General features: G+C 73.3%; 18 protein-coding genes and 1 pseudogene. 5 read left to right on the forward strand and 14 right to left on the reverse strand.

What is annotated here, in order from left to right; translation table 11 throughout:
* Positions 1–287: 287 nt before the first annotated feature.
* Together ACIA6T_RS06780 and ACIA6T_RS06785 are read right to left on the reverse strand one after the other, a co-directional pair.
* Complete coding sequence (locus ACIA6T_RS06780) at positions 288–2567, reverse strand: catalase (protein ID WP_399445474.1); 2280 nt, start codon at positions 2565–2567, stop codon at positions 288–290.
* A gap of 534 nt (positions 2568–3101) precedes the next feature.
* The gene (locus tag ACIA6T_RS06785) at positions 3102–3326 is read right to left on the reverse strand and encodes a hypothetical protein (RefSeq protein WP_399445475.1); all 225 of its coding nucleotides are present in this window, start codon (positions 3324–3326) and stop codon (positions 3102–3104) included.
* A gap of 177 nt (positions 3327–3503) precedes the next feature.
* Here ACIA6T_RS06785 and ACIA6T_RS06790 point away from each other — a divergent pair.
* Positions 3504–3943 (forward strand): annotated as a pseudogene (locus ACIA6T_RS06790) (carboxymuconolactone decarboxylase family protein); the annotation flags it as partial.
* Between the two features lie 39 nt (positions 3944–3982).
* Here the strand turns inward: ACIA6T_RS06790 and msrA are convergent.
* The 9 genes from msrA to ACIA6T_RS06835 all read right to left on the reverse strand — a co-directional run bounded on the left by msrA (position 3983) and on the right by ACIA6T_RS06835 (position 14104).
* A complete protein-coding gene (gene msrA / locus ACIA6T_RS06795; RefSeq protein WP_399445476.1) occupies positions 3983–4495 on the reverse strand; it encodes a peptide-methionine (S)-S-oxide reductase MsrA in 513 nt (170 codons plus the stop codon).
* Between the two features lie 322 nt (positions 4496–4817).
* Positions 4818–5261 (reverse strand): ATP-binding protein, encoded by a 444-nt coding sequence (locus tag ACIA6T_RS06800; RefSeq protein WP_399445478.1) that lies wholly within the window; start codon positions 5259–5261, stop codon positions 4818–4820.
* A 90-nt stretch (positions 5262–5351) separates the two neighbouring features.
* The gene (locus ACIA6T_RS06805; RefSeq protein ID WP_399445479.1) at positions 5352–7490 is read right to left on the reverse strand and encodes a S9 family peptidase; all 2139 of its coding nucleotides are present in this window, start codon (positions 7488–7490) and stop codon (positions 5352–5354) included.
* A complete protein-coding gene (locus ACIA6T_RS06810; RefSeq protein ID WP_399445480.1) occupies positions 7463–9247 on the reverse strand; it encodes an N-acetylglutaminylglutamine amidotransferase in 1785 nt (594 codons plus the stop codon). Before ACIA6T_RS06810 ends, ACIA6T_RS06805 begins: the two co-directional genes overlap by 28 nt.
* 147 nt (positions 9248–9394) lie before the next feature.
* Positions 9395–10585: a glutamate--cysteine ligase gene (locus ACIA6T_RS06815; RefSeq protein WP_399445481.1), complete on the reverse strand. Its 1191-nt coding sequence runs from the start codon at positions 10583–10585 to the stop codon at positions 9395–9397.
* 172 nt (positions 10586–10757) lie between these two features.
* Positions 10758–11078: an STAS domain-containing protein gene (locus tag ACIA6T_RS06820; protein ID WP_399445482.1), complete on the reverse strand. Its 321-nt coding sequence runs from the start codon at positions 11076–11078 to the stop codon at positions 10758–10760.
* A complete protein-coding gene (locus ACIA6T_RS06825) occupies positions 11075–12349 on the reverse strand; it encodes a PP2C family protein-serine/threonine phosphatase (protein WP_399445483.1) in 1275 nt (424 codons plus the stop codon). Before ACIA6T_RS06825 ends, ACIA6T_RS06820 begins: the two co-directional genes overlap by 4 nt.
* Positions 12346–13152, reverse strand: a complete 807-nt coding sequence (locus ACIA6T_RS06830; RefSeq protein ID WP_399445484.1) for an alpha/beta fold hydrolase — start codon at positions 13150–13152, stop codon at positions 12346–12348. Before ACIA6T_RS06830 ends, ACIA6T_RS06825 begins: the two co-directional genes overlap by 4 nt.
* A gap of 43 nt (positions 13153–13195) precedes the next feature.
* Positions 13196–14104, reverse strand: a complete 909-nt coding sequence (locus tag ACIA6T_RS06835; protein WP_399445485.1) for an NAD(P)-dependent oxidoreductase — start codon at positions 14102–14104, stop codon at positions 13196–13198.
* Between the two features lie 127 nt (positions 14105–14231).
* Between ACIA6T_RS06835 and ACIA6T_RS06840 the strand changes: the two genes are divergently transcribed.
* Both ACIA6T_RS06840 and htpG read left to right on the forward strand, forming a co-directional pair.
* Entirely contained in the window at positions 14232–14828 is a 597-nt protein-coding gene (locus tag ACIA6T_RS06840) for a TetR/AcrR family transcriptional regulator (RefSeq protein WP_399445486.1), read from the forward strand.
* 69 nt (positions 14829–14897) lie between these two features.
* A complete protein-coding gene (gene htpG, locus ACIA6T_RS06845; RefSeq protein ID WP_399445487.1) occupies positions 14898–16787 on the forward strand; it encodes a molecular chaperone HtpG in 1890 nt (629 codons plus the stop codon).
* A gap of 11 nt (positions 16788–16798) precedes the next feature.
* Here htpG and ACIA6T_RS06850 read toward each other — a convergent pair whose 3' ends face one another.
* The 3 genes from ACIA6T_RS06850 to ACIA6T_RS06860 form a co-directional block, all read right to left on the reverse strand.
* Entirely contained in the window at positions 16799–17359 is a 561-nt protein-coding gene (locus ACIA6T_RS06850) for a DUF2269 domain-containing protein (RefSeq protein WP_399445488.1), read from the reverse strand.
* 51 nt (positions 17360–17410) lie between these two features.
* Positions 17411–18496: a GNAT family N-acetyltransferase gene (locus ACIA6T_RS06855; RefSeq protein WP_399445489.1), complete on the reverse strand. Its 1086-nt coding sequence runs from the start codon at positions 18494–18496 to the stop codon at positions 17411–17413.
* Between the two features lie 132 nt (positions 18497–18628).
* Positions 18629–19018, reverse strand: a complete 390-nt coding sequence (locus tag ACIA6T_RS06860) for a hypothetical protein (protein WP_399445490.1) — start codon at positions 19016–19018, stop codon at positions 18629–18631.
* A gap of 336 nt (positions 19019–19354) precedes the next feature.
* Between ACIA6T_RS06860 and ACIA6T_RS06865 the strand changes: the two genes are divergently transcribed.
* Entirely contained in the window at positions 19355–20662 is a 1308-nt protein-coding gene (locus tag ACIA6T_RS06865; protein ID WP_399445491.1) for a cation:proton antiporter, read from the forward strand.
* Positions 20663–20838: 176 nt separating this feature from the next.
* Positions 20839–22014 (forward strand): S1 family peptidase, encoded by a 1176-nt coding sequence (locus tag ACIA6T_RS06870; RefSeq protein ID WP_399445492.1) that lies wholly within the window; start codon positions 20839–20841, stop codon positions 22012–22014.
* Positions 22015–22105 lie beyond the last annotated feature (91 nt).

Below are 22105 nucleotides of genomic sequence, written 5' to 3' on the forward strand. Positions count from 1 at the left end.
CTCCCACCGCGGGCAGTCCTCCCGCCGTGAGCGGTCGGTCCACCGCGGGCAGTCCTCCCGCCGTGGACAGCCGCCCCACCGTGGACAGCCGCCCCGCCGTGGACAGCCGCCCCACCGTGGACAGCCGCCCCACCGTGGACAGCCGCCCCGCCGTGGGCAGTCGTTCCGCAGGGCGATGGGGGTCCCCCGCTCGAGCGAAGCCGCACGTGGGGGAGGGTGGGCACGGCCTGCGGCGTCGGTGCGCTTTCGGACCGGGTCGACGGGGGTGTTCCCGTCGTAGCCGGGTGTCAGGCGCGGGTCGTGAAGCGTTCCCAGACCCGGTGTGAGGCCAGCAGCTCGCGGACCTGGCCGAGGACGGTGGGGCCGGAGTCGGCGACCACGATGCCGGGGGCGTCGGTGGGGACGCCGGACGCTTCGAGGGCGGCTTCGCCGCCCGCCCACGCGCCGATCGCCTTGCCGTGCCGGAACGCCTCGGTCAGCAGCAGCCCGATCCGCGGGTCGACCGCCGTCCGCTGTGCGGCGGAGGCCGCGCCCTTGCCGTCGCGCACGCCGACCGTGTCGTCGCCCATGGCCGGCACCCCGGCCAGCAGTACGGCGTCGAACTCGACGGAACGCGCGGTGACGTAGCTGCGCTGGACCGTCAGGGCCGAGTCGTCCGGGCCGAGCGTGCCGCCGGTCGGCGCCACGACCAGCGGGACCATGCCCGCCTCGAGCACCGCGTCGCGCACCGCGTGGACGCCTTCGAGGTCGCCGTCCGGGCCGGCGACGATGCCGATGACACGGCCGTCCACCGGCCAGGTCCCTCCGATCTGGGAGAGGGCCGGGCTCGGTTCGACGTCGGCGAGCGGGACGGTGGGCTCGGGCGCGGGCAGGCCGAGGCCCTCGGCGACACCGGCGCACAGTTCGGGGTCGATGTTGGCCAGGACCTGGAGGGTCCGCACCCTGATGGCCTCTTCGTAGCACTTGCCCAGCTCGAAGGTGTACGCGCCGATGATGTGCTCGCGCTCCACCGGGCTCATGCTCAGCCAGAACCGGCGGGGCTGGCTGAAGTGGTCCGCGAACGACTCCGGCGCCTCGCGCACCTTCCGCCCCTCCGGGACGGTCACCGGCGCCTCGATGAACGCGCCCGTGTCCGCGCCCGCGGTGAACGGGCAGCCGCCGTCGAGGGAGTTGGGCCGGTAGGGGGCCACGCCGCGGTGCACGGCGGTCTGGTGCATGCCGTCGCGCAGCATGTCGTTGACCGGGGCGTGGGGGCGGTTGATCGGCAGCTGCGGGAAGTTGGGGCCGCCCAGGCGCGTGATCTGGGTGTCCAGGTACGAGAACAGCCGTCCCGCGAGCAGCGGGTCGTCGGTGACGTCGATACCGGGCACGAGGTGACCGACGTGGAAGGCGACCTGCTCCGTCTCGGCGAAGAAGTTGGACGGGTTCCGGTTGAGGGTCATCAGGCCGACCGGCTGCACCGGGGCGAGCTCCTCGGGCACGATGTTCGTCGGGTCCAGCAGGTCGATGCCCTCGAAGGTCTGCTCCGGGGTGTCGGGGAAGGTCTGGATGCCCAGCTCCCACTGCGGGTGGGCGCCCGCCTCGATGGCGTCGGCGAGGTCCCGGCGGTGGAAGTCCGGGTCGACGCCGTTGATCGTCTGCGCCTCGTCCCACACCAGGGAGTGCACGCCCAGCTTGGGCTTCCAGTGGAACTTCACCAGTGTCGTGGCACCCTCCGCGTTGACCAGCCGGAAGGTGTGGACGCCGAAGCCCTCCATCATCCGGAAGGAGCGCGGGATGCCGCGGTCGCCCATGAAGAAGAGGGTGTGGTGGGTCGCCTCGGTGTGCAGGGAGACGAAGTCCCAGAAGGTGTCGTGCGCGCTCTGCGCCTGTGGGATCTCCCGGTCCGGGTGCGGCTTCGCGGCGTGGATGACGTCGGGGAACTTGATGGCGTCCTGGATGAAGAAGACCGGGATGTTGTTGCCGACCAGGTCGAAGACGCCCTCGCTGGTGTAGAACTTCGTGGCGAAACCGCGGGTGTCGCGCACGGTGTCGGCGGACCCGCGTGAGCCGACCACGGTGGAGAACCGTACGAACACCGGCGTCTCGACGTCCGCGGCGAGGAACCCCGCCTTGGTCACGGAGGCCGCCGTGCCGTAGCTCTGGAAGACCCCGTGCGCGCCCGCGCCGCGGGCGTGGACCACGCGCTCCGGGATGCGCTCGTGGTCGAAGTGCATGATCTTCTCGCGCAGATGGTGGTCCTGGAGCAGTACGGGGCCGCGCGGACCCGCCTTGAGCGAGTGGTCGGTGTCGTACAGCCGGGTGCCCTGCGCGTTGGTCAGATAGCTCCCGGACTGCGCCACCCTGGCCTGGTCGGCGCCGGTGGGCTGGCCGGTGGGCGACACGGTGGCCGGGCCGCTCTGGTCCGGCTTCGGCGGCAGCGGATCGCGGGGCTCGGTCGGCTCGGCCACGGACGGCGGCTGGGAGCCCGGCCGTCCGGGAATGCCGTCGGCCGGGGCCGATCCGTCGTCCTGCAGCTTATCGGTGATCTTCTTCGCTGCCCGCTTGACGGGGTTGGCCTCGCTCATGGGGTGACACTCCTCCGCTTCAGACCGGCCACGGACAGGGTGGCCGTGCGTTCAGTTGCCGACTGCGGGCGGCCCGAGGGGACAAAGCACCCGGGAAGGGCATCGGGCGTCGCCAACGTCTCACGGCGGGCACGCCCTCGCAGCGGACACCCGCCGTTGGGGTGAGATCCCCGCCCCGGAGCACCGCGCTCCGCACCTCGGCACACCCGCACTTCCCCCTCCGCCCTCCCCCACCGGATCCGACCGCCCCGCCCGCGTACCCCCGGCCCGACGGTCAAGGCATGCGGATTCGGTCCGGCGCGCCACCCCGCCGACGGGCACCCGCTCACCCATTCATGTCCGAAGGCCTGCCCGCGCGATGTCTCACTACTTAAATCAAATCCTGAACTAAGCGGTCGCGGGGCCGTGTCCAGTCCTCCGGCATGCCCTCACGCACGCGTCGTCAACGACACGGGCGCGCCCACCTCGGGGACCGACACCGTCCCGTCCAAGGTCACGCGGTTCCCCTGGGCGTGACAGTGCCCCGCGCCGGATTCAGAACAGCCGCCCCTGCCCGTCGGGGGCGGTCCTGCGCGGGGTACGGCGCGGGCCGGGGCCCCGCACCGGGGCCTCCTCCCCGAACAGCGGCGCCGTGCCGCACTCGTCCGGCTCGGCCGGCACCACGACGGGGCCGGTTCCCACGTTGAGGCACAGCGGGGCGTCGAGGTCGAAGTCCCCGGGCGTCATGTCCGTCCAGTCGCGTTCCCGACGCTCACTCACCGACGCTCCGCTCCCCGTTCATCCGGCCAGGTTATCGGTCGTCCGGCACCCCGAGAACGGCGTGCTGCCCGGTGTCACCCGACGGTGAGACGCAGGTCACACTCCTGTTCCGGTCGCACGAGGCGGAGCCCGTCCGTCAGTGCCGTGTCACCACGGGAGACGACCGGGGAGATCATCGTGGAAGCGCGCCTCGACTTCTTCACCAGCCCCCTCGCGGCCAGGGGGCTGAAGCACATCGACTCGGCGGGCAGGGCGGTGGCGGACTCCGGGCTGCCGGGCGCCACCCAGGAACTGGTGAAGATCCGCGCCGGCCGGATCAACGGCTGCGGCTTCTGCACCGACATGCACACCAAGGACGCCGCCGCGGCCTGGTCGCCGCCTGGCGGGAGGCCACGGTCTTCACCGGGGCGGAGCGCGCCGCGCTGGAGCCGACGGAGCAGGGCACCCGGCTCGCCGACGCGGCCGGCGGCGTCGGCGACGAGGCCTGGGCGAACGCCGCCGAGCACTACGACGAGGACCGGCTCGTCGCCCTGGTCTCGCTGATCGCCGTCATCAACGCCTACAACCACGTCAACGTCATCAACCGGCAGCCCGCCGGCGACTACCGGCCCGGCCGCGCCCGCCCCGGCCCACGACGGGCCGGGACGGGCGTCCGGTCAGGCCTCCGCGCGCTTCGGCAGCCGCCAGCCGGGCCGCGGGAAGTGGCAGGTGTAGCCGTCCGGGTAGCGCTGGAGGTAGTCCTGGTGCTCCGGCTCGGCCTCCCAGAAGGGGCCGGCCGGCACGACCTCGGTCACCACGGCGCCCGGCCACAGCCCCGAGGCGTTCACATCGGCGATCGTCTCCTCGGCGACGCGCTTCTGCTCGTCGTCGACGTAGAAGATGGCGGAGCGGTAGCTCGTCCCGATGTCGTTGCCCTGCCGGTTCTTCGTGCTCGGGTCGTGGATCTGGAAGAAGTACTCCAGGATCGTGCGGTAGTCGGTGACGGCGGGGTCGTAGGTGATCTCGATCGACTCGGCGTGGGTGCCGTGGTCGCGGTACGTCGCGTTCGGCACGTCACCGCCGCTGTAGCCCACCCGAGTGGCCAGCACACCCGGGAAGGTGCGGATCAGCTCCTGCATGCCCCAGAAGCAGCCGCCCGCGAGCAGCGCCCTCTCCTCGTTCGTCGTCATCTTCGTCTCGCCCTTCTCCCACGTGTCCTGCGGCGTTCATCGGTGAGAACCGCACCGGCGACCCCATTGTTCCGGTTGTGCCGCCGCCTTCGGACAGCGGGCCGGGCAGCGGTGTACCGGCGAGTTCGCGCCTGTCCGGGTACGGCTCGTCCGCGACCGCACCGGGCGGGCGGCCACCCCGCACGAGGGCGGACGCGGACCGTTCCCCGTCGTGCGGTCCGCCGGACGCCGGGGCGCGCGGTGCACGGCGGACGGCGAGGTCGTCCGGACGGAACAGCCGTCCTCGGCCGGGAACGGCGAGTGGGCCGCGGGCCCGGCGGGCTCAGGCGAGCAGCGAGATGCGGGCCGTGATGCTCTTGCCGGCCGGCTCCTGCCGTACGTCCAGGGCCTGGGCGACGGCCATCACGATCTCCAGTCCGTGCTGGCCCACCCGGCCGGGGTCCGCGTCCCGGGCCACCGGCGGCGCGGGGTTGCCGTCCCGGACGACCACCTCGACGGCGTCGCCGGCCACCCGCAGGTCGAGGCCGACGGGACCCGGGGCGTACTTGCGGGCGTTGGTGACCAGCTCGCTGACCACGAGCTGGGTGATCTCCACCACGCGGGCCGACACCGCCAGGCCGTCCTCCGCCCGTGCCCGGGTCAGGAACGCGGCGGCGAGGTGGCGTGCCTGGGCTATCCAGGCGCCGTCGTCGTCCAGGGCGTACGAAGCCCGCAGCCGTGGCGCCCCTGGCACCGTGTCCCCCTCGTCGACTGGAACTGGTTCCATCCGGTCCGCCCTCACTCACCGATCACACCGCGCGACTACCCGCATCGCTCTCCCGCACGCCACCGAAGTGTGACAGGTGCCTCCGACATCTCAGCCCGCCAGGTGCCGTTCCAGCCAGTCGGCGGCGGTCCGGCGGAACAGGCGCCGGTTGTCGGAGCGGCGGAAGTCGTGGCCCTCGTGGCGCAGCAGGAGGCGTTCCGCCTCCAGTCCGCGCTCCCTGGCGGCCCGGACGAACTGCTCGGACTCCCCCGGAGGCACGTTGGTGTCGTGCTCGCCGTGCACGGCGAGGACCGGGACCCGCAGGGCGTCGATCCGGCTCATCGGCGACAGCGCGCGCAGCAGTTCCCGGTCGTGTTCCGGGTGGCCGTACTTGTGGGCGGCGGACTGCGCGATCCAGGGCTCGGTCCCGGCGAAGAAGGTGGTGAGGTCCGACATGCCGCAGACCGCCACGCCGGTGCGGAACAGGTCCGGGTGCCACACCAGGGACGCCATCACCAGGTAGCCGCCGTACGACCGGCCCATCACGGCCATCCGCCGGGGATCCGCGAGGCCCCGCACCATCACGTGCGCCGCGCAGTCCGCGACGTCGTTGATCGCGTCGAAGCGCCCCGTGCCCAGGTCGGCGTCGACGAAGGAGCGGCCGTGACCGGAGGAGCCGCGGACGTCGGGCGCGAAGACGTCCAGTCCCCTGCCGAGCAGTTCGAGGTAGAGCGGGTCGAGCACCGGGCGTTCCTGTTCCTCCGGTCCGCCGTGCAGGTGCAGGACGCACGGTGCCGGTTCGCCGGGCGAGCGGCCCGGGGCACGGTAGTACCAGCCGCCCAGGACCAGGCCGTCGCGGGCCACGGGGCTCATGGGCATCGGGCGCGCCGGCGTGCGGCCTTCGGGGAACGCGTCCTCGTCGCGCGAGGACCACGGGGTGCGCAGGGGCAGTCCGTGCGGCAGCCACCACACTCCGGGATGGCGCCGGGATCCGGACAGCGCGACGACGGGGACGTCGGGGTCGGCGGTGGGCTCGATGCGCGTGACCACCTCGTGGGGCAGCCCGACGGCCCGTGCGGCACCGGCGGAGGCGGACCGGGACGACGGGACGCCGGCCGGGAGGCCGGGCGACCGGGCGGCGGTCAGCTCGGTCACCTCCAGTTCGCTGACTCCGCGCACGTTCCACGCCAGCATCGCGCTGCGTCCGTCGCGCCCCAGGGCGAGCAGCTCCAGGCCGCAGTCGGGGCGCTGGGCGGCCACCGTGGTGCCGAGCAGGTGTCCCCGCGGATCGAGGTGCGCGGCGACGAGGGCGGCGTGTTCGCGGTCGCCGTCGCTGCGCAGCCACACGGTGCCGGCGTCCGGTGAGAAGCCGCCGATCCACGGGTCGCCGTCGGCGACCGGCAGCGCGCAGGTCACCACGCGGTCGCCGGTGCGGACGACGAGGGCCTCGCGGCGTCCGCGGGGGCCCCGGTACACCAGGGCGAGCCTGCCGTCCCGGCTGAGGTCGCACACGCGCTGGTTGGCCGCGCCGCGTTCGCTCGCCAGCAACACGGGGGCGCTCATGCCCTCGGGATCGACGAGATAGGCGGAGAGGGCCCTCGGTTCCGGTTCCCCGGCGGACGTCGTCCGGTCACCGTCGACGGCCCCCGTGGTGGGCCCGGGCCGCGGTGCGCCGGGTTCCAGCAGCACGGCACGCCCGTCGCGGCCCGCCCGGGCGGGGCGGGAGACGCCGTCCGCCCCGGGGCGGGCGGCGAAGGGCCGCCCGGGCGGGGCGGAATCGGTGACGGTCACCGCGACCGCCGAGCCGTCGTGCTGCCAGCAGCCCAGGCGTGCGGAGGTGCCCGGTTCGCCGCCGGCCAGCAGGCGCCGTCCGGTGCCGTCGGGGCGTACGCACAGGACGCTGGTGAGCTCGCCTCCGTCCGGCGCCACGGTGTAGGCGATCCAGCGCCCGTCCGGGGACCAGGACACCTCCGCGACCGGGTTCGGGTCGGCGTCGAGCCGGCGCACCTCCTCGCCGGCCACGGGGGCGGTCCACAGCTGTGGCACCCCGGCCCGGTCGCAGATGAAGGCGACGTGCCCGCCGCCGGGGTCGGCCGAGGGGTACCAGCAGCCGTGGACGGCCGGGGGCGGTACGTCGTACGGCGTCGAGGTGTCGGCGAGCGGGCCGGGCGCGGGTGCGGGAAGCGCCCGCGTGGTGGCGTCGGTGCGCGTCTCCATGGGCGTCAGCGGATCCCGTGCGTCTGCAGCCATGTCTCCAGCAGCGCGATCTGCCACAGCGTGTTCGCCCCTCGCCTGGTCCGGTGCGCGTTGGGTGCGGCGAGCAGTTCGGCGACGTACTCCTCGCGGAAGACGCCGCGGGCCCTGGCCTCGGGAGCGGTGAGGGTCTCGCGGACCCGCTGGAGGACGGGCCCGGCCATGTGCCTGATCGCCGGGACGGGGAAATAGCCCTTGGGCCGGTCGACGACCCGGCGCGGCAGGACCTTGCGGCCGGCGGCCTTCAGGACGCCCTTGCCGCCGTCCGCGAGCTTCAGCCCGGGCGGGCAGGCCGCGGCCAGCTCGACCAGTTCGTGGTCGAGGAACGGCACCCTGGCCTCCAGGCCCCAGTCCATCGTCATGTTGTCGACCCGCTTGACCGGGTCGTCGACCATCATCACGAGCGTGTCGAGGCGGAGATCGGCGTCGAGCGCCGTCTCGGCGCCCTGGGCCGCCATGTGCGCGCGCACGAATTCGGCGGAGACGTCACGGCCGGGCAGCAGGTCGGGGTGGACCATGGCCGCGAGGTCGGCGTGCGAGCGGTCGAAGTAGGTGTCGATGTACGCCTCGGCGGCGCGCGGGCGCGGCACGTCCGCCATCCGCGCGTACCAGTCGTACCCGGCGAACACCTCGTCGGCGCCCTGGCCGCTCTGCACGACCTTGACCTCCTTGGCCACCTGCTCGGACAGCAGGTGGAAGGCCACCACGTCATGGCTCATCATGGGCTCGCTCATGGCCCGGACGGCCCCGTCCAGGGCGCCGGCGACCCGGTCGGAGGGGACCATCAGCTGGTGGTGGCGGGTGTCGAAGTGCCGGGCCACGAGGTCGGAGTAGGGGAACTCGTCGCCCTCCTCGTCGCCCTCGGACTCGAAGCCGACGCTGAAGGTCGCGAGGTCCTGCTGGCCCTCGCCGGCCAGCAGGGCCACGATCAGGCTGGAGTCCAGACCGCCCGAGAGCAGCACTCCGACCGGCACGTCGGCGACCATGCGGCGGCGTACGGCGGTGCGCAGGGCGTCCAGCACGGTGTCGGTCCAGTCGTCGGCGTCGAGGCCGGCGTGCTCGGGGCGGCGGGTGTGGACGGGATGCCAGTAGCGGTGATCACGGTGGGTGCCGTCGGGCTCGACGACCCGCACCGTGGCCGGGGGCAGCTTGCGCACGCCCTTGAGGACGGTGTGGGGCGCGGCGACGGTGGCGTGCCAGCTGAGGTACTGGTGCAGTGCGACGGGATCCAGCGAGGTGTCGACGCCACCGGCCGCGAGCAGCGCGGGCAGGGAGGAGGCGAACCGCAGGCGTTCGGTCGTGCCGGACAGGTAGAGCGGCTTGACGCCCAGCCGGTCGCGGGCCAGGACGACACGCCCGGTGTCCTGCTCGACGACCACGAAGGCGAACATGCCGTGGAAGCGCTCGACGCAGTCGGTGCCCCACTGCAGGTAGGCCTTGAGCACCACCTCGGTGTCGGACTGCGAGAAGAAGCGGTGGCCGAGCGCGTGCAGTTCGTCCCGCAGCTCGCGGTAGTTGTACACGCAGCCGTTGAAGACCCCGGCGAGACGGGCACGCGGGTCGGTCATGGGCTGGGCGCCGCTGTCCGACAGGTCGATGATCTTCAGCCGGCGGTGTCCGAGGGCCACGGGCCCCTGGGACCACAGGCCGCGTCCGTCGGGGCCGCGCGGCGCCAGGCGGTCGGTCATGCGCTCCAGCGCCGCGATGTCCGGCTGCCCGCCGTCGAACCGGATCTCCCCGCAGAGGCCGCACATCAGTGGTCCCTCCTTTCCCTCGGGTTCCGGTCCTGGGACGGGGGCGAAGGGACGTGCGTACTGCTGGACATGACGGTGTGACCCTCTCCTTGGTCAGGGGATGGCGGATGCGCAGGGGGCGGCCGAGGGGCCGGCGGCCCGTCCGGATCAGCCGGGTGTGCCCGGTGTCGTCGCCGAGTGGACGCGGGCCGGGGTCCGGCCGGGGCCGCGCGGGGCGTCCGGGGGCCGGTGACGGCGGACGGGGGCGCTGGGCGCGAGGCGGTCGCCGCGGGTCTCGGCGACCAGCATGTCGACGCCGGCGAGCAGGTCCCGGGCCTCCCGCCGCAGCCGGTGCGCCGCGCCGCCCGTCGCGAGGACCTCTTCGAGCAGCGTGCGCACGGTGGCGAAGTCGCCGGACGCCTCCAGCGCCGGGCGCAGCCGGTGCAGCATCCCGCGCACCACCATGGGGGCCGGAGTCGCGCGGCGGGTCTCCGGATCGACGAGCCGGCCTTCCAGTCCCGAGCGCGCGGCACGCCAGGTGGCGGCGCGCAGCCACTCGTGGTGTCCGTCGCACCCGCGGCCCGATCCGCGCTCCAGACGGTCGCAGGCGTCGCGCACCAGCGCACGGAACAGCCCGGCGACCAGCACCACGGTCTCGGCGCGCGGGCAGGCGTCGCAGACCCGCAGCTCCAGCGTGCGCTGGTGGGCCGACGGCCGTACGTCGTGGTAGAGCATCCCGGGGTCGCTGATGACGCCCGAGCCGATCAGCTCCGTCATCGCGGCGTCGTAGTCGGCGGCGCTCCCGTAGCACCCGGCGGGGCCCGCGGTCGGCCACCGCTGCCACAGCATGGTGCGCCAGCTGGCGTATCCGGTGTCGGAACCGAACCAGAACGGTGAACTGGCCGACAGGGCCAGCAGCGGCGGCAGCCAGGGCGACACCAGGCACATGGCGCGTACCGCGGTGTCCCGGTCCGGCACGTCGACGTGCACCTGGGCGCTGCAGATGAGCTGTTCGTCGGCGACCCGGCGGTAGTCGTCGGCCATGCGCCGGTAGCGGGGATCCGCGGTGACGTCGTGGAAGGCGGCGTCGGCCAGCGGAACGGTGCCCGCGGCCACGACGGCCAGGCCCAGGGAGGAGGCCGCCGCGTCCAGCCGGCGCCGGCTGCCGGACAGGTCCGCGAAGAGGGCGTCCAGCGTGTCGTGGACCCGGCTGTTGCTCTCCACGGCCGACCGCTGCAGCTCGCTGCCGAACCCGGATCCGCCGAGCCGGCCGAGCAGCTCGTCGGCACGTGGCACGAGCCGGCCGCTCTCCACGTCCAGGACGTGAAACTCTTCCTCTGCTCCGATGCGCACCGTCACCGCTGGTCCCCTTGCCCTCGTTCCGTGCCGTCTCCGCACGGCTCCTGGGATCACCTGCGGTGGATTCGGCACGTCCCGGGTGCCCCGGATGCGACGGACGCAATCGGCTCGCGGCCCCCCGCGCTCGAACGAGCGGCCGGACTTCCGGAGGAGAGGTAAGTCCCCTGCCCGGCTAGGCGTCGCGAATGTCGAATACTTGATCGAGGCCGGTCATGTTCAGCAGGCGCCGCATGTTGACCGACACGGCCACGAGAACGAGCCGGGCGTCGACCGAGACGACGTGGTTGCGGACGGCGATCAACGCGGTGATGCCGCTCGAGTCGCAGAACGACAGTTTGCCCAGGTCCACCGCCAGGAGCCGCCCGGCCGGCAGAGCGGCCTCCCGCGCGGCGTGGCGCAGTCGCTGCGCGTTGGTGTGGTCGAGGTCGCCGGCGACCTCGAGGACGAGAGCGGCGGGCGTGGGGGACGCGGTGATCGTCAGAGATGTCGTCACGAGGTTCGGAATCCGGTGTCGGTGCGGGCGGGCGGGCCGATGGCGAGCAGGGCGGTGTCGTCGTCCAGACCATCGCCGAAACCTTTCAGCAGGTCCGTCAGGGCGTGAACCACGCGGTGGGGACCCGAGGGGGCGAGGCCGGCGGCGAAGGACTCCAGGGCCTCGTAGCCGTACAGCTCCCGGTCGGGGCCGATACGCGCCTCGGTGAGGCCGTCGGTGTACAGCAGCAACGTGTCGCCCGGGTGCAGGGTGGTGCCGACCGGGACGAACTCCGCCCCGGGAAGAGCTCCGACGAGCATGCCGCCCCGGGTCGACAGATACTCCACCCGGCCGTCCGCGCGCAGGACCAGCGCGGGAGGGTGGCCGCCGGAGGCCAGGCGGACCTCCACCGTGTCCCCCGCGCGTTCCAGGACACCGGACACCACGGTGCAGTACCGCGGATCGTCACCGGTGTACCGGTCCCGCAGGACCGTGTCGAGCACATGCAGGTTGGCGACGGGATCGGAGTCGTGGAGCACGGTGGCGCGCAGGGTGTGGCGGATCAGCGAGGTCAGCGCGGCGGCCTGCGGCCCCTTGCCGCACACGTCGCCGAGGAAGAACGCCGACCGGTCGCCGTCGAGCGCGAACAGGTCGTAGAAGTCGCCGCCCACCTCCATCGGGGAGGCCGTGTGGTAGTGGCAGGCCGCCTCCACACCGGGTATGTCGGGCAGGTCCGCGGGCAGCAGACTGCGCTGGAGCACGGCCAGCGCCTCGCGCAGCGCCTCGCGGTCGGCCTCGGCCTGCCGGCGGGCCTCCTCGGCCGCGCGGCGGGCGCGCAGCAGCTCCTCCTCGTAGGCGCGCCGGTCCGTGGCGTCGAAGACGGTGGTCCGGATCAGCAGCGGCTCACCGTCGTCGCTCTTCTTGACGGTCGAGGTGATCAGCACCGGCAGCCGGGAACCGGATGCGCCCTTCATCTCCAGGGCGATGCCGCCGAGGCGCCCCTGCATGCGCAGCAGGGGGGCAAAGTGCGTCTCGTGGTAGAGCCTGCCGCCGACGGTGAGCAGGTCGCTGAAGCGCATCCGGCCCACCACCTCGTCGCGGGACAGACCGAGCCAGCCCAGCAGGGTCGCGTTGATCTTGGCGATGGTGCCGTCCATCAGGGTGGACAGGTAGCCGCACGGCGCCGACTCGTACAGCTCCTCGGCCGAGTCCTCCAGCAGCGCGCTGAAGGCCGCGCGCGTGCCGGGCACGCCCGTGCCCGGCTCCTCCGAACCACCTGCCCCCCGGTTCATCGGCCGAGGGCCGACACGAACGCGCGGATCGCCGCGGCGGTGGCCTCCGGGGCGCTCAGCTGGGGGCAGTGACCGGTGGCGTCCAGAGTGACCAGTTCGCTGCCGGGAATCGCGGCGTGGACGTACGCCCCGACCTCCGGAGGTGCGATGACGTCCTGTTCGCACTCCAGGATCAGCGTGGGCACGGTCACGCCCGCGAGATCCTCGCGGCTGTCGGACAGGAACGTCGTGCGCGCGAAGACCCGGGCGATGTCCGGGTCGGTGGCGCAGAAACTGTTGGTGAGCTCCTCGCCCAGCTCGGGCCGGTCCGGGTTGCCCATGATCACCGGAGCCATGGTCGCCGACCAGCCCAGGTAGTTGGACTCCAGGGACTCCAGGAGCTCGTCGATGTCCTCCGCGCTGAAGCCGCCGCGGTAGCCGTCCTCGTCGATGTAGCACGGCGACGGGCACACCATGACCAGGGAGCCGATCCGGTCCGGGGCCGCGGCCCGGGCCAGCACGCCGGCCATCGCGCTCACGGAGTGGCCGACCACGACCGCGTCCCGGAGGTCGAGCTCCTCGCAGACCTCCACCACGTCACGGGCGTAGCCCTCGAGGGAGGAGTAGCGCTCCTCCCTCCAGGCCGACAGGTCGGAGCGGCCCGCGCCCACGTAGTCGAAGAGCACCACCCGGAAGTCCTGGGCCAGTGCGGGTTCGACGAGGCGCCACATGTTCTGGTCGCAGCCGAATCCGTGCGCCAAGACCACCGTGCGGCCGGAGGCGCGCCCGGTCACACGGATGTTGTTCCTGCGGTGGATGCTCATCCGCCCATGCTCGCACGCCGGGCGGGGAAACCGTCGGCGAGCCTCAGGGGCGGTCGTCGTCCGCCGGGGCGCCCGGGGGCGCGGCGCCGGTCCTCGCCTCCAGCGCGCGCAGCACGGCCACCATGTCCTCGCCCCCGTGGCCGGCGGCCACGGTCTCGTCGAAGAGGGTGTGGCAGACGTCGAGGAGCGGGGAGGCCAGGCCGGCCCTGCGGGCGGCCTGGGCGATCAGGCGGTTGTTCTTCAGCACGTCCGCGGCGGCCGCCTGGACCGCGAAGTCACGGGCGAGCAGCTTGGGCGCCTTCATCCGGGAGACGGCGCTGGCCATCGGGCCCGCGTCCAGGACGTCGAGGAAGCGGCGGCGGTCGAGCCCGTGCCGGTCGGCGAAGTGGAACGCCTCGGTCAGGCCGGTGACCTGGGTGATCAGGAACAGGTTCACCGAGAGCTTCATCAGCAGTGCGCCCGGCACCGCACCGCAGTCGAACGTCTCGCGGCACATCGGGGCGAGCAGGGGCCGCACGGCCGTCGCGGCGCGGGCGTCGCCCGCCAGCATCGCGACCAGCCGCCCCTGTTCCGCCGGGACCCGGGAGCCGGAGACCGGGGCCTCGGCGTAGGCGCCGCCCGCCGCACGGACGGCGTCCTCCAGGGCTGCCGAGTACTCCGGCGAGGTCGTGCCCATGTGGACGACGGTGCGTCCGGCGACGCGGGCGGCGAAGTCCGGGGTGCCGCGCCCCAGCACCGCGTCGACGGCCGTCTCGTCGGCCAGCATCAGGATCACGGTGCCGGCCTTCCGGAAGACCTCGCCGGCGCTCCCGGCCACCTCGGCCCCGGCCTCGCGCAGGGGGGCGCACCGGCCGCGGGTGCGGTTCCAGACGACGAGGGGCGTTCCGGCGCGGACGAGGTTGAGCGCCATGGGCCGGCCCATGACTCCGAGTCCGATGAAACCCACGCGCACGACGCACCGCCGTTCCCGGGCCGCGCCGAGGCGGCGTCTCGCCCTATGACCGCTGTCATAGTAGCGGCCGCCATGACGGCGGTCATAGGGTGGGGGCGGGAGAATCGCGGCGTGGCGGGAGGGCGCGATGGCGGTGTCCGGACGGGGACCGCGGGAGCGGATGGTCTTCAGCGCGGCCCAGCTCATCCGGCGCGACGGGGTCGCCTCGACGGGGATGCGCGAGGTGGCCGCGCACGCGCGGGCGCCGCGCGGATCGCTCCAGCACTACTTCCCGGGCGGCAAGGAGCAGCTCGTCAACGAGGCGGTGGGATGGGCGGGCCGGTACGCGGCCGGGCGCGTCGCCCGGTTCCTCGCCGCGCTGCCCGAGCCGACGCCCGGCGGGCTGTTCGCGCAGATGGTCCGGCAGTGGACCGACGAGTACGCGAGCACCGGCTTCGGGGGCGGCTGCCCGGTCGCCGCCGCCACGGTGGACTGCGCCGGGTCCACCGCGTCGACCCGCGAGGCCGTGTCGGCCGCCTTCGCCGGATGGACCGGCGCGGTGGCCCTGGCCCTGTCGGACATGGGCGTCCCCGCCGAACGCGCCCGGCCCCTCGCCACCCTGATGATCAGCTCGCTGGAGGGGGCGATCCTCATGGCCCGCGCCGAGCGGGACGTCCGCCCCCTGACGGCGGTCTCCCGCGAACTCGGCCCGTTCCTGGACTCGGCGGTGGACGCGACCGGCTGACGCCGTCTTTTACTAGAGTGAGCGCGCCAGTATCCGGTGATCCGTGGATCAGTGAGGTAATCGCGCATCATGTCGACCGAAACGTTTGAGTTCCAGGTAGAGGCCCGTCAGCTGCTCCAGCTGATGATCCACTCGGTCTACTCGAACAAGGACGTCTTCCTCCGTGAACTCGTCTCCAACGCCTCCGACGCGCTCGACAAGCTGCGTCTGGCCAAGCTGCGGGACGACTCGCTCGACGCCGACGTCTCCGACCTGCACATCGAGCTCGAGACCGACAAGGACGCCCGCACCCTCACCGTGCGGGACAACGGCGTCGGCATGTCGTACGACGAGGTCGGGCAGCTCATCGGCACGATCGCCAACTCGGGCACCGCCCAGTTCCTGCGGGAGGCGCAGGAGGGGGCCGGGACGGAAGGGCTGATCGGCCAGTTCGGCGTCGGCTTCTACTCGGGCTTCATGGTCGCGGACGAGGTCACCCTGCTCACCCGGCGCGCGGGTGAGGGGCAGGGCACCCGGTGGACGTCGCGCGGCGAGGGCACGTACACCCTGGAGCGGGTCGACGACGCGCCGCAGGGCACCTCGGTCACCCTGCACCTCAAGCCGGCCGACCCCGACAACCAGCTGCACGACTACACCTCGGTGTGGAAGATCAAGGAGATCGTCAAGCGCTACTCGGACTTCATCACCTGGCCGGTCCGGCTCGTCGGGGAGACGGGCGAGGACGGCGCGGCGGCCGGGCCCGAGACGCTGAACTCGATGAAGGCGCTGTGGGCGCGCTCGCGCGAGGAGGTGTCCGAGGAGGAGTACCACGAGCTGTACAAGCACATCGGCCACGACTGGCGCGAACCGCTGGAGACCATCCAGCTGCAGGCCGAGGGCACCTTCGAGTACCAGGCCCTGCTGTTCGTCCCGTCGCACGCCCCGCACGACCTGTTCACCCAGAACTTCAGGCACGGTCTGCAGCTGTACGTGAAGCGCGTCTTCATCATGGACGACTGCGAGGCGCTGCTGCCGCCGTACCTGCGGTTCGTCAAGGGCGTGGTCGACGCCCAGGACCTCTCGCTGAACGTGTCCCGCGAGATCCTCCAGCAGGACCGGCACATCCGGATGATGCAGCGCCGGCTCACGAAGAAGGTGCTGGCGTCGGTCAAGAGCATGATGACCGGTGACGCCGAGCGGTACGCCACGTTCTGGCGGGAGTTCGGCGCGGTGTTGAAGGAGGGCCTGGTCACCGACCCCGACAACCGTGACGCCCTCCTCGCGGTGACCTCGTTCGCGACCACGCGCGGGGACGACGGCACGACCACGCTGAAGCAGTACGTGGAGCGGATGCCGGACGGACAGGACGGCATCTGGTTCATCACCGGCGAGTCCCGGGAGAGCATCGACAACTCCCCGCACATGGAGGCGTTCCGGGAGCGCGGCATCGAGGTGTTGCTGCTCACCGATCCCGTCGACGAGGTGTGGGTCGACGCCGTGGGCGAGTACGAGGGCAAGCGGCTTCGGTCGATCGCCAAGGGCGAGGTCGACCTCGGCGCACGGGAGGACGACCAGAGTGAGGGCGAGCGGGAGCAGCAGGCCGAGGAGTACGCGGGTCTGCTCGGCTGGATGCGGGAGCGGCTGGACGAGGACGTCAAGGAGGTGCGGCTGTCGACGCGTCTGACGGTGTCCCCGGCCTGCCTCGTCGCCGACGCGGACGATCTCACGCCGGCGCTGGAGAACATGTACCGGGCCATGGGCCAGGAGGTGCCGCGCGCCAAGCGCGTCCTCGAGCTCAACCCGGATCACGCGCTGGTGAAGGGTCTGAACGAGGCGTACGGGGAGCACGAGGACCGCTCGGAGCTCACTGACACCGCCGAACTCCTGTACTCCTTGGCCGTGTTGGCGGAGGGAGGCCGACCGAAGGACCCGGCGCGCTTCGTGCGGCTGATGGCGGACCGGCTGGAGCGCACCCTGTGACGTGCCCGTGATCACAGGTGTGCCGGTTCGGCCGGCCCCGGTCTCCGGGCGGCCGCCCGGAGACGCCGGCCGCGGCGGGTCGCTCCCCACGGCTTGAGGACCGAGATCACCGTCATGAAGACGGAGGCGGTCAGGGAGACGACCGGCCCCATCAGAACGTCGCCGCCGTCGGGCAGCGGATGCCCGGCGGCCACGGCCGCCGCCTTCACGCCCGGCCGCAGTGCGAAGGCCGTGGCGGTGGTCGTGGCCGGGGTGAGCCAGAAAGTGGTCCAGACCCGGCGGTGCCTCGCCGGCCCCCAGGACGTGCCCGGGGACAGGACGAGACCGCTGAGGAGCGTCAGGAGGGCGAGGGACAGCAGGAGCCGGTCCGCGAAGAGCTTCATGGCCCGGACGGACGCCTCCACCACGGCCGCGGACCCGCTGGTGTTCGCGGTGACGCCGAGCTCGAGCAGTCCGGCGGTGAGTCCGAGCCGGCCCGCGGAGGCGAGGACGTGGACGACGAGGTGGGCCCGGCGTACGGGGCGGCTGGGTTTCACACGGCCCACGGTGCCGGGCCCGGGCGGCGCGGACATCCGACGGCGGGAGCAACCGCGCGTACGGACGTCGGCGTACGCCGGACGCGGTCAGCGCCCGCGCAGCCGGCCCACCCCCGTCAGGGCGCGCCGGGCCGCCTCGGCCAGCCGGGGGTGGCCGCGCACGAAGCGGCGGGCGGTCCGCGCCGGCTCCCGGCCCAGCCGGTACGCGGCCCCGCCCGGTCCCGGACGTACCACGGTACCTTCGTAGACCGGGAGTTCGCGGGTCTTGAGGGAGTCCTTGTAGCGGGCGGGGCCGCTGCCCAGGTCGACGGTGCGGATGCCGTCGGCGGCAGCCGCCTGGAGCATCCGCAGGTGCAGCACCAGTCCGGGCGAGTACCGGCCGTGGTCACGGTCGTACGCGGGGAACCACCAGGACAGCACGGTGGCCGAGCGCAGGCCGAAGTGGGCGGCCACGGGGCGGCCGCCCGCGTACAGCACGGAGAGCAGTCCGCGGCACTCGGGATCGTCGCCGTGCGCCAGCAGGTCCACCAGCCGGGTGATCCACTGCTGGGCGAACCGGTCCCGGCGGCCCGTCCGCCGGTACTGGGCGGATTTCCAGCGCATCAGCGCCCGTAACGCCTCGGGGTCCCGTGCGTCGTACACGAACCGCACCTCGCCGACCTGCCGGGCGAGCCTGCGTTCCTTGGCCAGGGTCTGCTTGAGGAAACCGGGGGAACGGACGCGCAGCCCGTCGGTGTAGTGCTCGTATCCCCGGTCGAGGTCGACGACCGGGCTCGCGAGTTCCTCGACGGCGTGCGGTACGAAGAGGTGCTGACCGGCCTCCAGGTTGTCGAACTCCCACGAGGAGAGCGCGCAGGCCGCGAGCAGGGTGCGCGGGTCGAGCCGGAGGCCGGGGCGCAGGACGGCGCCCTGGCTGTCCGACACCCCGAGCCCGATGGCCCGGCCCCGGCCCAGCGGCCCCTTCTCGTACGGGAGGAAGCCGACGGGTGTCCCGTCGTCCTGCAGTACGGCCACCCTGGCGCCGGACCTGACCTGTCCGACGGCCGTCGTGAACACCGGGTCGAGAAACGGGTTCTCCGGTGCGCCGGACTCGGCGCGCAGGTCTCTCCACGTCTTGTGCTCGCTCGGCCCGAGCTCGTCGGGCCGCACCACGAGAACGCGCTTTCCGTACATGTGTGTGCCTCCTGTGTCGTCACGGTTTCCGGGACACGAGAAGGCCTGCTCGTCACCGTGGACCGGCTCGGGGAGCACGCGGCGGGCGGGACCCGGCCGCACGGCGCAGGCCTCGGGCGGTACCGCGGTCGCTCAGCAGCGGAATGTCTGCAGGCCGGCGGCGCTGGGGGCCGGACCGGCCGGGCCCCGGTCCGGTGGCGGTCCCACCGGGTACGGCCGGGGAGCGGATCGTCGCCGCACGCCGGCCGTCGGGTGGGCGGGGCCGGCCGCTCCGGCCGCCCCCGAGGCCCTCGGCGGGCGGGCGAGGGGCCGGTGGAGCGAGGTGCCGTCCTCGCCGGGCAGGGGTTCGCCGACGGCCTCGGGCATGTCGGCGGGCCCGGGAACAGCCCCGGCCGGACCGTGCTGCTGTGCGGCGGGGTGCGCCGGGGCGGGCCGGTCCGCCGCCGGTGCCGGGGAGCACAGGGTCCAGAGCAGCATCGAGGCCAGCAGTACGACCGCTGCCGCCGCCCGTCGAGACCGCACCGGTCACCCCTTCGGCATGCGTCCGGCGGGGGTGGGTACACCGGGTCGGCGCCGGGCGGGCCCCCACGCATGTGCGCCCGGCACGTCTTCCAGTAGCGCCGAGCGCGTCCCGCTCCGTCAAGCCCCCCGCGTCGCGAGGCGGCGCACTCGGTGCGCACCGGCCGCGGTGTCTCCCGCGGGCCCCGCACTTCGCGCCGGGGTGCGCGTCCCGGCGGGTGGCGAGGACCGCCCCCCTCCGTCCATCTGTCCGTCCGTTCGGGCGGGCTCCTGCCGCCAGGATGATGTTTCGGCCGAAGCCGCGGCGTGCCCCCCGCCTGCTCCGGGCACCTGTGATCGGTGACTTCCCCCGACTACCTCTTCACCCTGCTCGGGGCCGGTGCCCTCGGCGCGGCCCTGCTGCCCCGGCTGGTGGCCCGCAGACCACTGTCCCTCCCGCTGGTGTTCCTCCTCTGCGGAGTCGCCCTCCAGCTGCTGCCCCTGCCCATGCCCGAGATCGACCCGGTGGCGGACCGGACGTGGGTGGAGCACGTCACCGAGATCTGTGTGATCGTCTCCCTCATGGGCGCCGGTCTCGCCCTGAACCGGCCGTTCGGCCGCCGGCGCTGGCGGGGCACCTGGCGGCAGCTGGGCGTCACCATGCCGTTGACCATCGCGGCCGTGGGCCTCCTGGCCTGGGGCCTGCTCGACTGGCCGCCGGTCGCCGCGCTGCTGCTGGCGGCCGTGCTGGCGCCGACCGATCCGGTGCTCGCCTCGGAGGTGCGGGTGGGCGCGCCCACCGACTCCGAGCACGACGAGGACGAGGTGCGCTTCACGCTGACCAGCGAGGCCGGGCTGAACGACGGTCTCGCCTTCCCCTTCGTCATGGCGGCCGTCGCGCTCGCCGCCGCGGGCGGACGTCCCACCGGCGACGGGATCGCCCACTGGGCGCTGGTCGACGTGCTGTACAAGTGCGCGGTGGGCGTGTCCGCGGGGCTCGCCGTCGGCGCGCTGCTCGGGTGGCTGTTCTTCCGGGCGGGCCGGCGGGTGATGCGGCTGTCCGAGCACCGGGAGGGGTTCGTCGCCATCGGCGCCACGTTCCTCGCCTACGGGGTGACGGAGCTGCTGCACGGCTACGGCTTCGTGGCCGTGTTCGTCACCGCCTGCCGGATCCGCGGGGCGGAGCGCGCCCACGGCTACCACGTGGTGCTGCACGATTTCGTGGAGCAGGTGGAGCGGCTGCTGACCGCCGCACTGCTGTTCCTGCTCGGCGTGTTCGTCGCGCAGGGCGGTCTGGCGTCGCTGACCTGGCAGGGGGCGGCCGTGGGTCTGCTGCTGCTGTCGGCGGTCCGGCCGCTGACGGCGTGGGCCGCCCAGTTCGGCACGTCCGCCGGACCGCGGGAGCGGGTGGTGATCGCCTTCTTCGGGATCCGCGGCATCGGCTCGCTGTTCTACCTGGCCCACGCGCTCGGCACCCCCGGTTTCGGCGTCCCGGCCGAGCAGTTGTGGGCGGTGGTGACCTTCACGGTGCTGGCGTCCGTCGTACTGCACGGGGTGAGTGCCACCCCCGTCATCTCACGCCTCGACCGGCTGCGGGCCCACCGGGCCCGGGCGGGCGGTACGAAACCGGAGCCGGACGAGGACGATGTGGCGGGCGAACGCCTCTGACCGCTCCTCCTCCCTGAGGGAGGGTGACTCCCGCCGAGGGCAAGGGAATTGGGCCCTGCATTGGCATAGACCTGACACCACTCGGCTGGTTAAGCTCTGCTCAACTCAGGCTGAGAGCGCTCTCACACTGCGGTTGTTCCACCCCCACCTTGCTGGAACGACGAAGGGCACCTTCCATGAGACGCACCCGACTCACGCATACCGGCGTGGCCGCTCTGCTCATGATCGGCAGCTGGACCGCCGCCGGTACCCTGCCGGCCTCGGCGCAGGACGCCCCCGGCTCCCCCGCCGCCCGCGCCGCCGACTCCGCGCCCGCCTCCGACGGTCTGCTCCAGGCGATGCAGCGGGACTTCGGACTGACCCGCGCCGAAGCGGAGGAGCGGCTGGCCGCCGAACGCGAGGCCACCGCGCTCGCGCCCGAGGCCCGTAGGACCGCCGGACCGGCGTACGGCGGCGCCTGGTTCGACGCGAAGAGCGAGAAACTGACCGTGGCCGTCACCCCGGACGCCGACGCCTCGACGGTACGGTCCCTGCGCGCGTCCGGCGCGGCCGTCCGCACCGTCGAGCACAGCGCCCGGCAGCTCGACGCGGCCAAGTCCCGTATCGACCGCCTCGACGCGCCCTCGGGCGTCAGCAGCTGGGCCGTCGACCCGGCCGCCAACACGGTCGTCGTGAACGTCGTCGCCGACAAGCGCGCTGACAACGATGTCCGCTCCTTCGTGGACGAGGCCCGCGAGGCCGGCCCGGTCACCGTGCGGACCGTGGGGGCCGCGGCGGAGACCTTCGCCGCCGGGACGGTGGGCGGCGACCCGTACTACACCGGCAACGTCCGCTGTTCCATAGGCTTCTCGGTGCACGGCGGCTTCGTCACCGCCGGGCACTGCGGCGGCGTCGGCGGCCAGGTCAGGGGCTGGGACGGCTCGTACATCGGCAACTTCCAGGGCTCCTCGTTCCCGGGCAACGACTACGCCTGGGTGAACGTGGGCAGCGGCTGGTGGACGGTGCCGGTGGTGCTCGGCTGGGGCACGGTGTCGGACCAGCTGGTGCGCGGCTCGGCGGAGGCGCCGGTCGGCGCCTCGATCTGCCGCTCCGGCTCCACGACCCACTGGCACTGCGGCAACGTGCTGGCCAAGAACGAGACGGTCAACTACAGCCAGGGCGCGGTGTACCAGATGACGAAGACGAGCGTCTGCGCCGAACCGGGTGACTCGGGCGGCTCCTTCATCAGCGGCGACCAGGCGCAGGGCGTCACCTCCGGCGGCTGGGGCAACTGCTCCGGTGGGGGCGAGACCTGGTTCCAGCCGGTCAACGAGATCCTCAACCGCTACGGGCTGACCCTGCACACGGCCTGACCGGTCACCACGCGGGAGCGGGCCCCGCCGGGCGACCGGCGGGGCCCGCTCCCGTGTGCGCCCGGCACCTCCCGCGAAAGTTACCGTGCCG

This window comes from Streptomyces sp. NPDC051740, from assembly GCF_044453165.1.
Taxonomy (GTDB): Bacteria; Actinomycetota; Actinomycetes; order Streptomycetales; family Streptomycetaceae; genus Streptomyces; species Streptomyces atrovirens.

Bases quoted from the DNA above. Each gene is read 5' to 3' on its own strand.
- ACIA6T_RS06780 (WP_399445474.1), bottom strand. From the start codon at position 2,567: ATGAGCGAGGCCAACCCCGTCAAGCGGGCAGCGAAGAAGATCACCGAT.
- msrA (WP_399445476.1), bottom strand. From the start codon at position 4,495: ATGACGACGAACGAGGAGAGGGCGCTGCTCGCGGGCGGCTGCTTCTGG.
- ACIA6T_RS06800 (WP_399445478.1), bottom strand. From the start codon at position 5,261: ATGGAACCAGTTCCAGTCGACGAGGGGGACACGGTGCCAGGGGCGCCA.
- ACIA6T_RS06805 (WP_399445479.1), bottom strand. From the start codon at position 7,490: ATGGCTGCAGACGCACGGGATCCGCTGACGCCCATGGAGACGCGCACC.
- ACIA6T_RS06810 (WP_399445480.1), bottom strand. From the start codon at position 9,247: ATGTGCGGCCTCTGCGGGGAGATCCGGTTCGACGGCGGGCAGCCGGAC.
- ACIA6T_RS06825 (WP_399445483.1), bottom strand. From the start codon at position 12,349: ATGAACCGGGGGGCAGGTGGTTCGGAGGAGCCGGGCACGGGCGTGCCC.
- ACIA6T_RS06830 (WP_399445484.1), bottom strand. From the start codon at position 13,152: ATGAGCATCCACCGCAGGAACAACATCCGTGTGACCGGGCGCGCCTCC.
- ACIA6T_RS06840 (WP_399445486.1), top strand. From the start codon at position 14,232: ATGGCGGTGTCCGGACGGGGACCGCGGGAGCGGATGGTCTTCAGCGCG.
- htpG (WP_399445487.1), top strand. From the start codon at position 14,898: ATGTCGACCGAAACGTTTGAGTTCCAGGTAGAGGCCCGTCAGCTGCTC.
- ACIA6T_RS06850 (WP_399445488.1), bottom strand. From the start codon at position 17,359: ATGTCCGCGCCGCCCGGGCCCGGCACCGTGGGCCGTGTGAAACCCAGC.
- ACIA6T_RS06855 (WP_399445489.1), bottom strand. From the start codon at position 18,496: ATGTACGGAAAGCGCGTTCTCGTGGTGCGGCCCGACGAGCTCGGGCCG.
- ACIA6T_RS06870 (WP_399445492.1), top strand. From the start codon at position 20,839: ATGAGACGCACCCGACTCACGCATACCGGCGTGGCCGCTCTGCTCATG.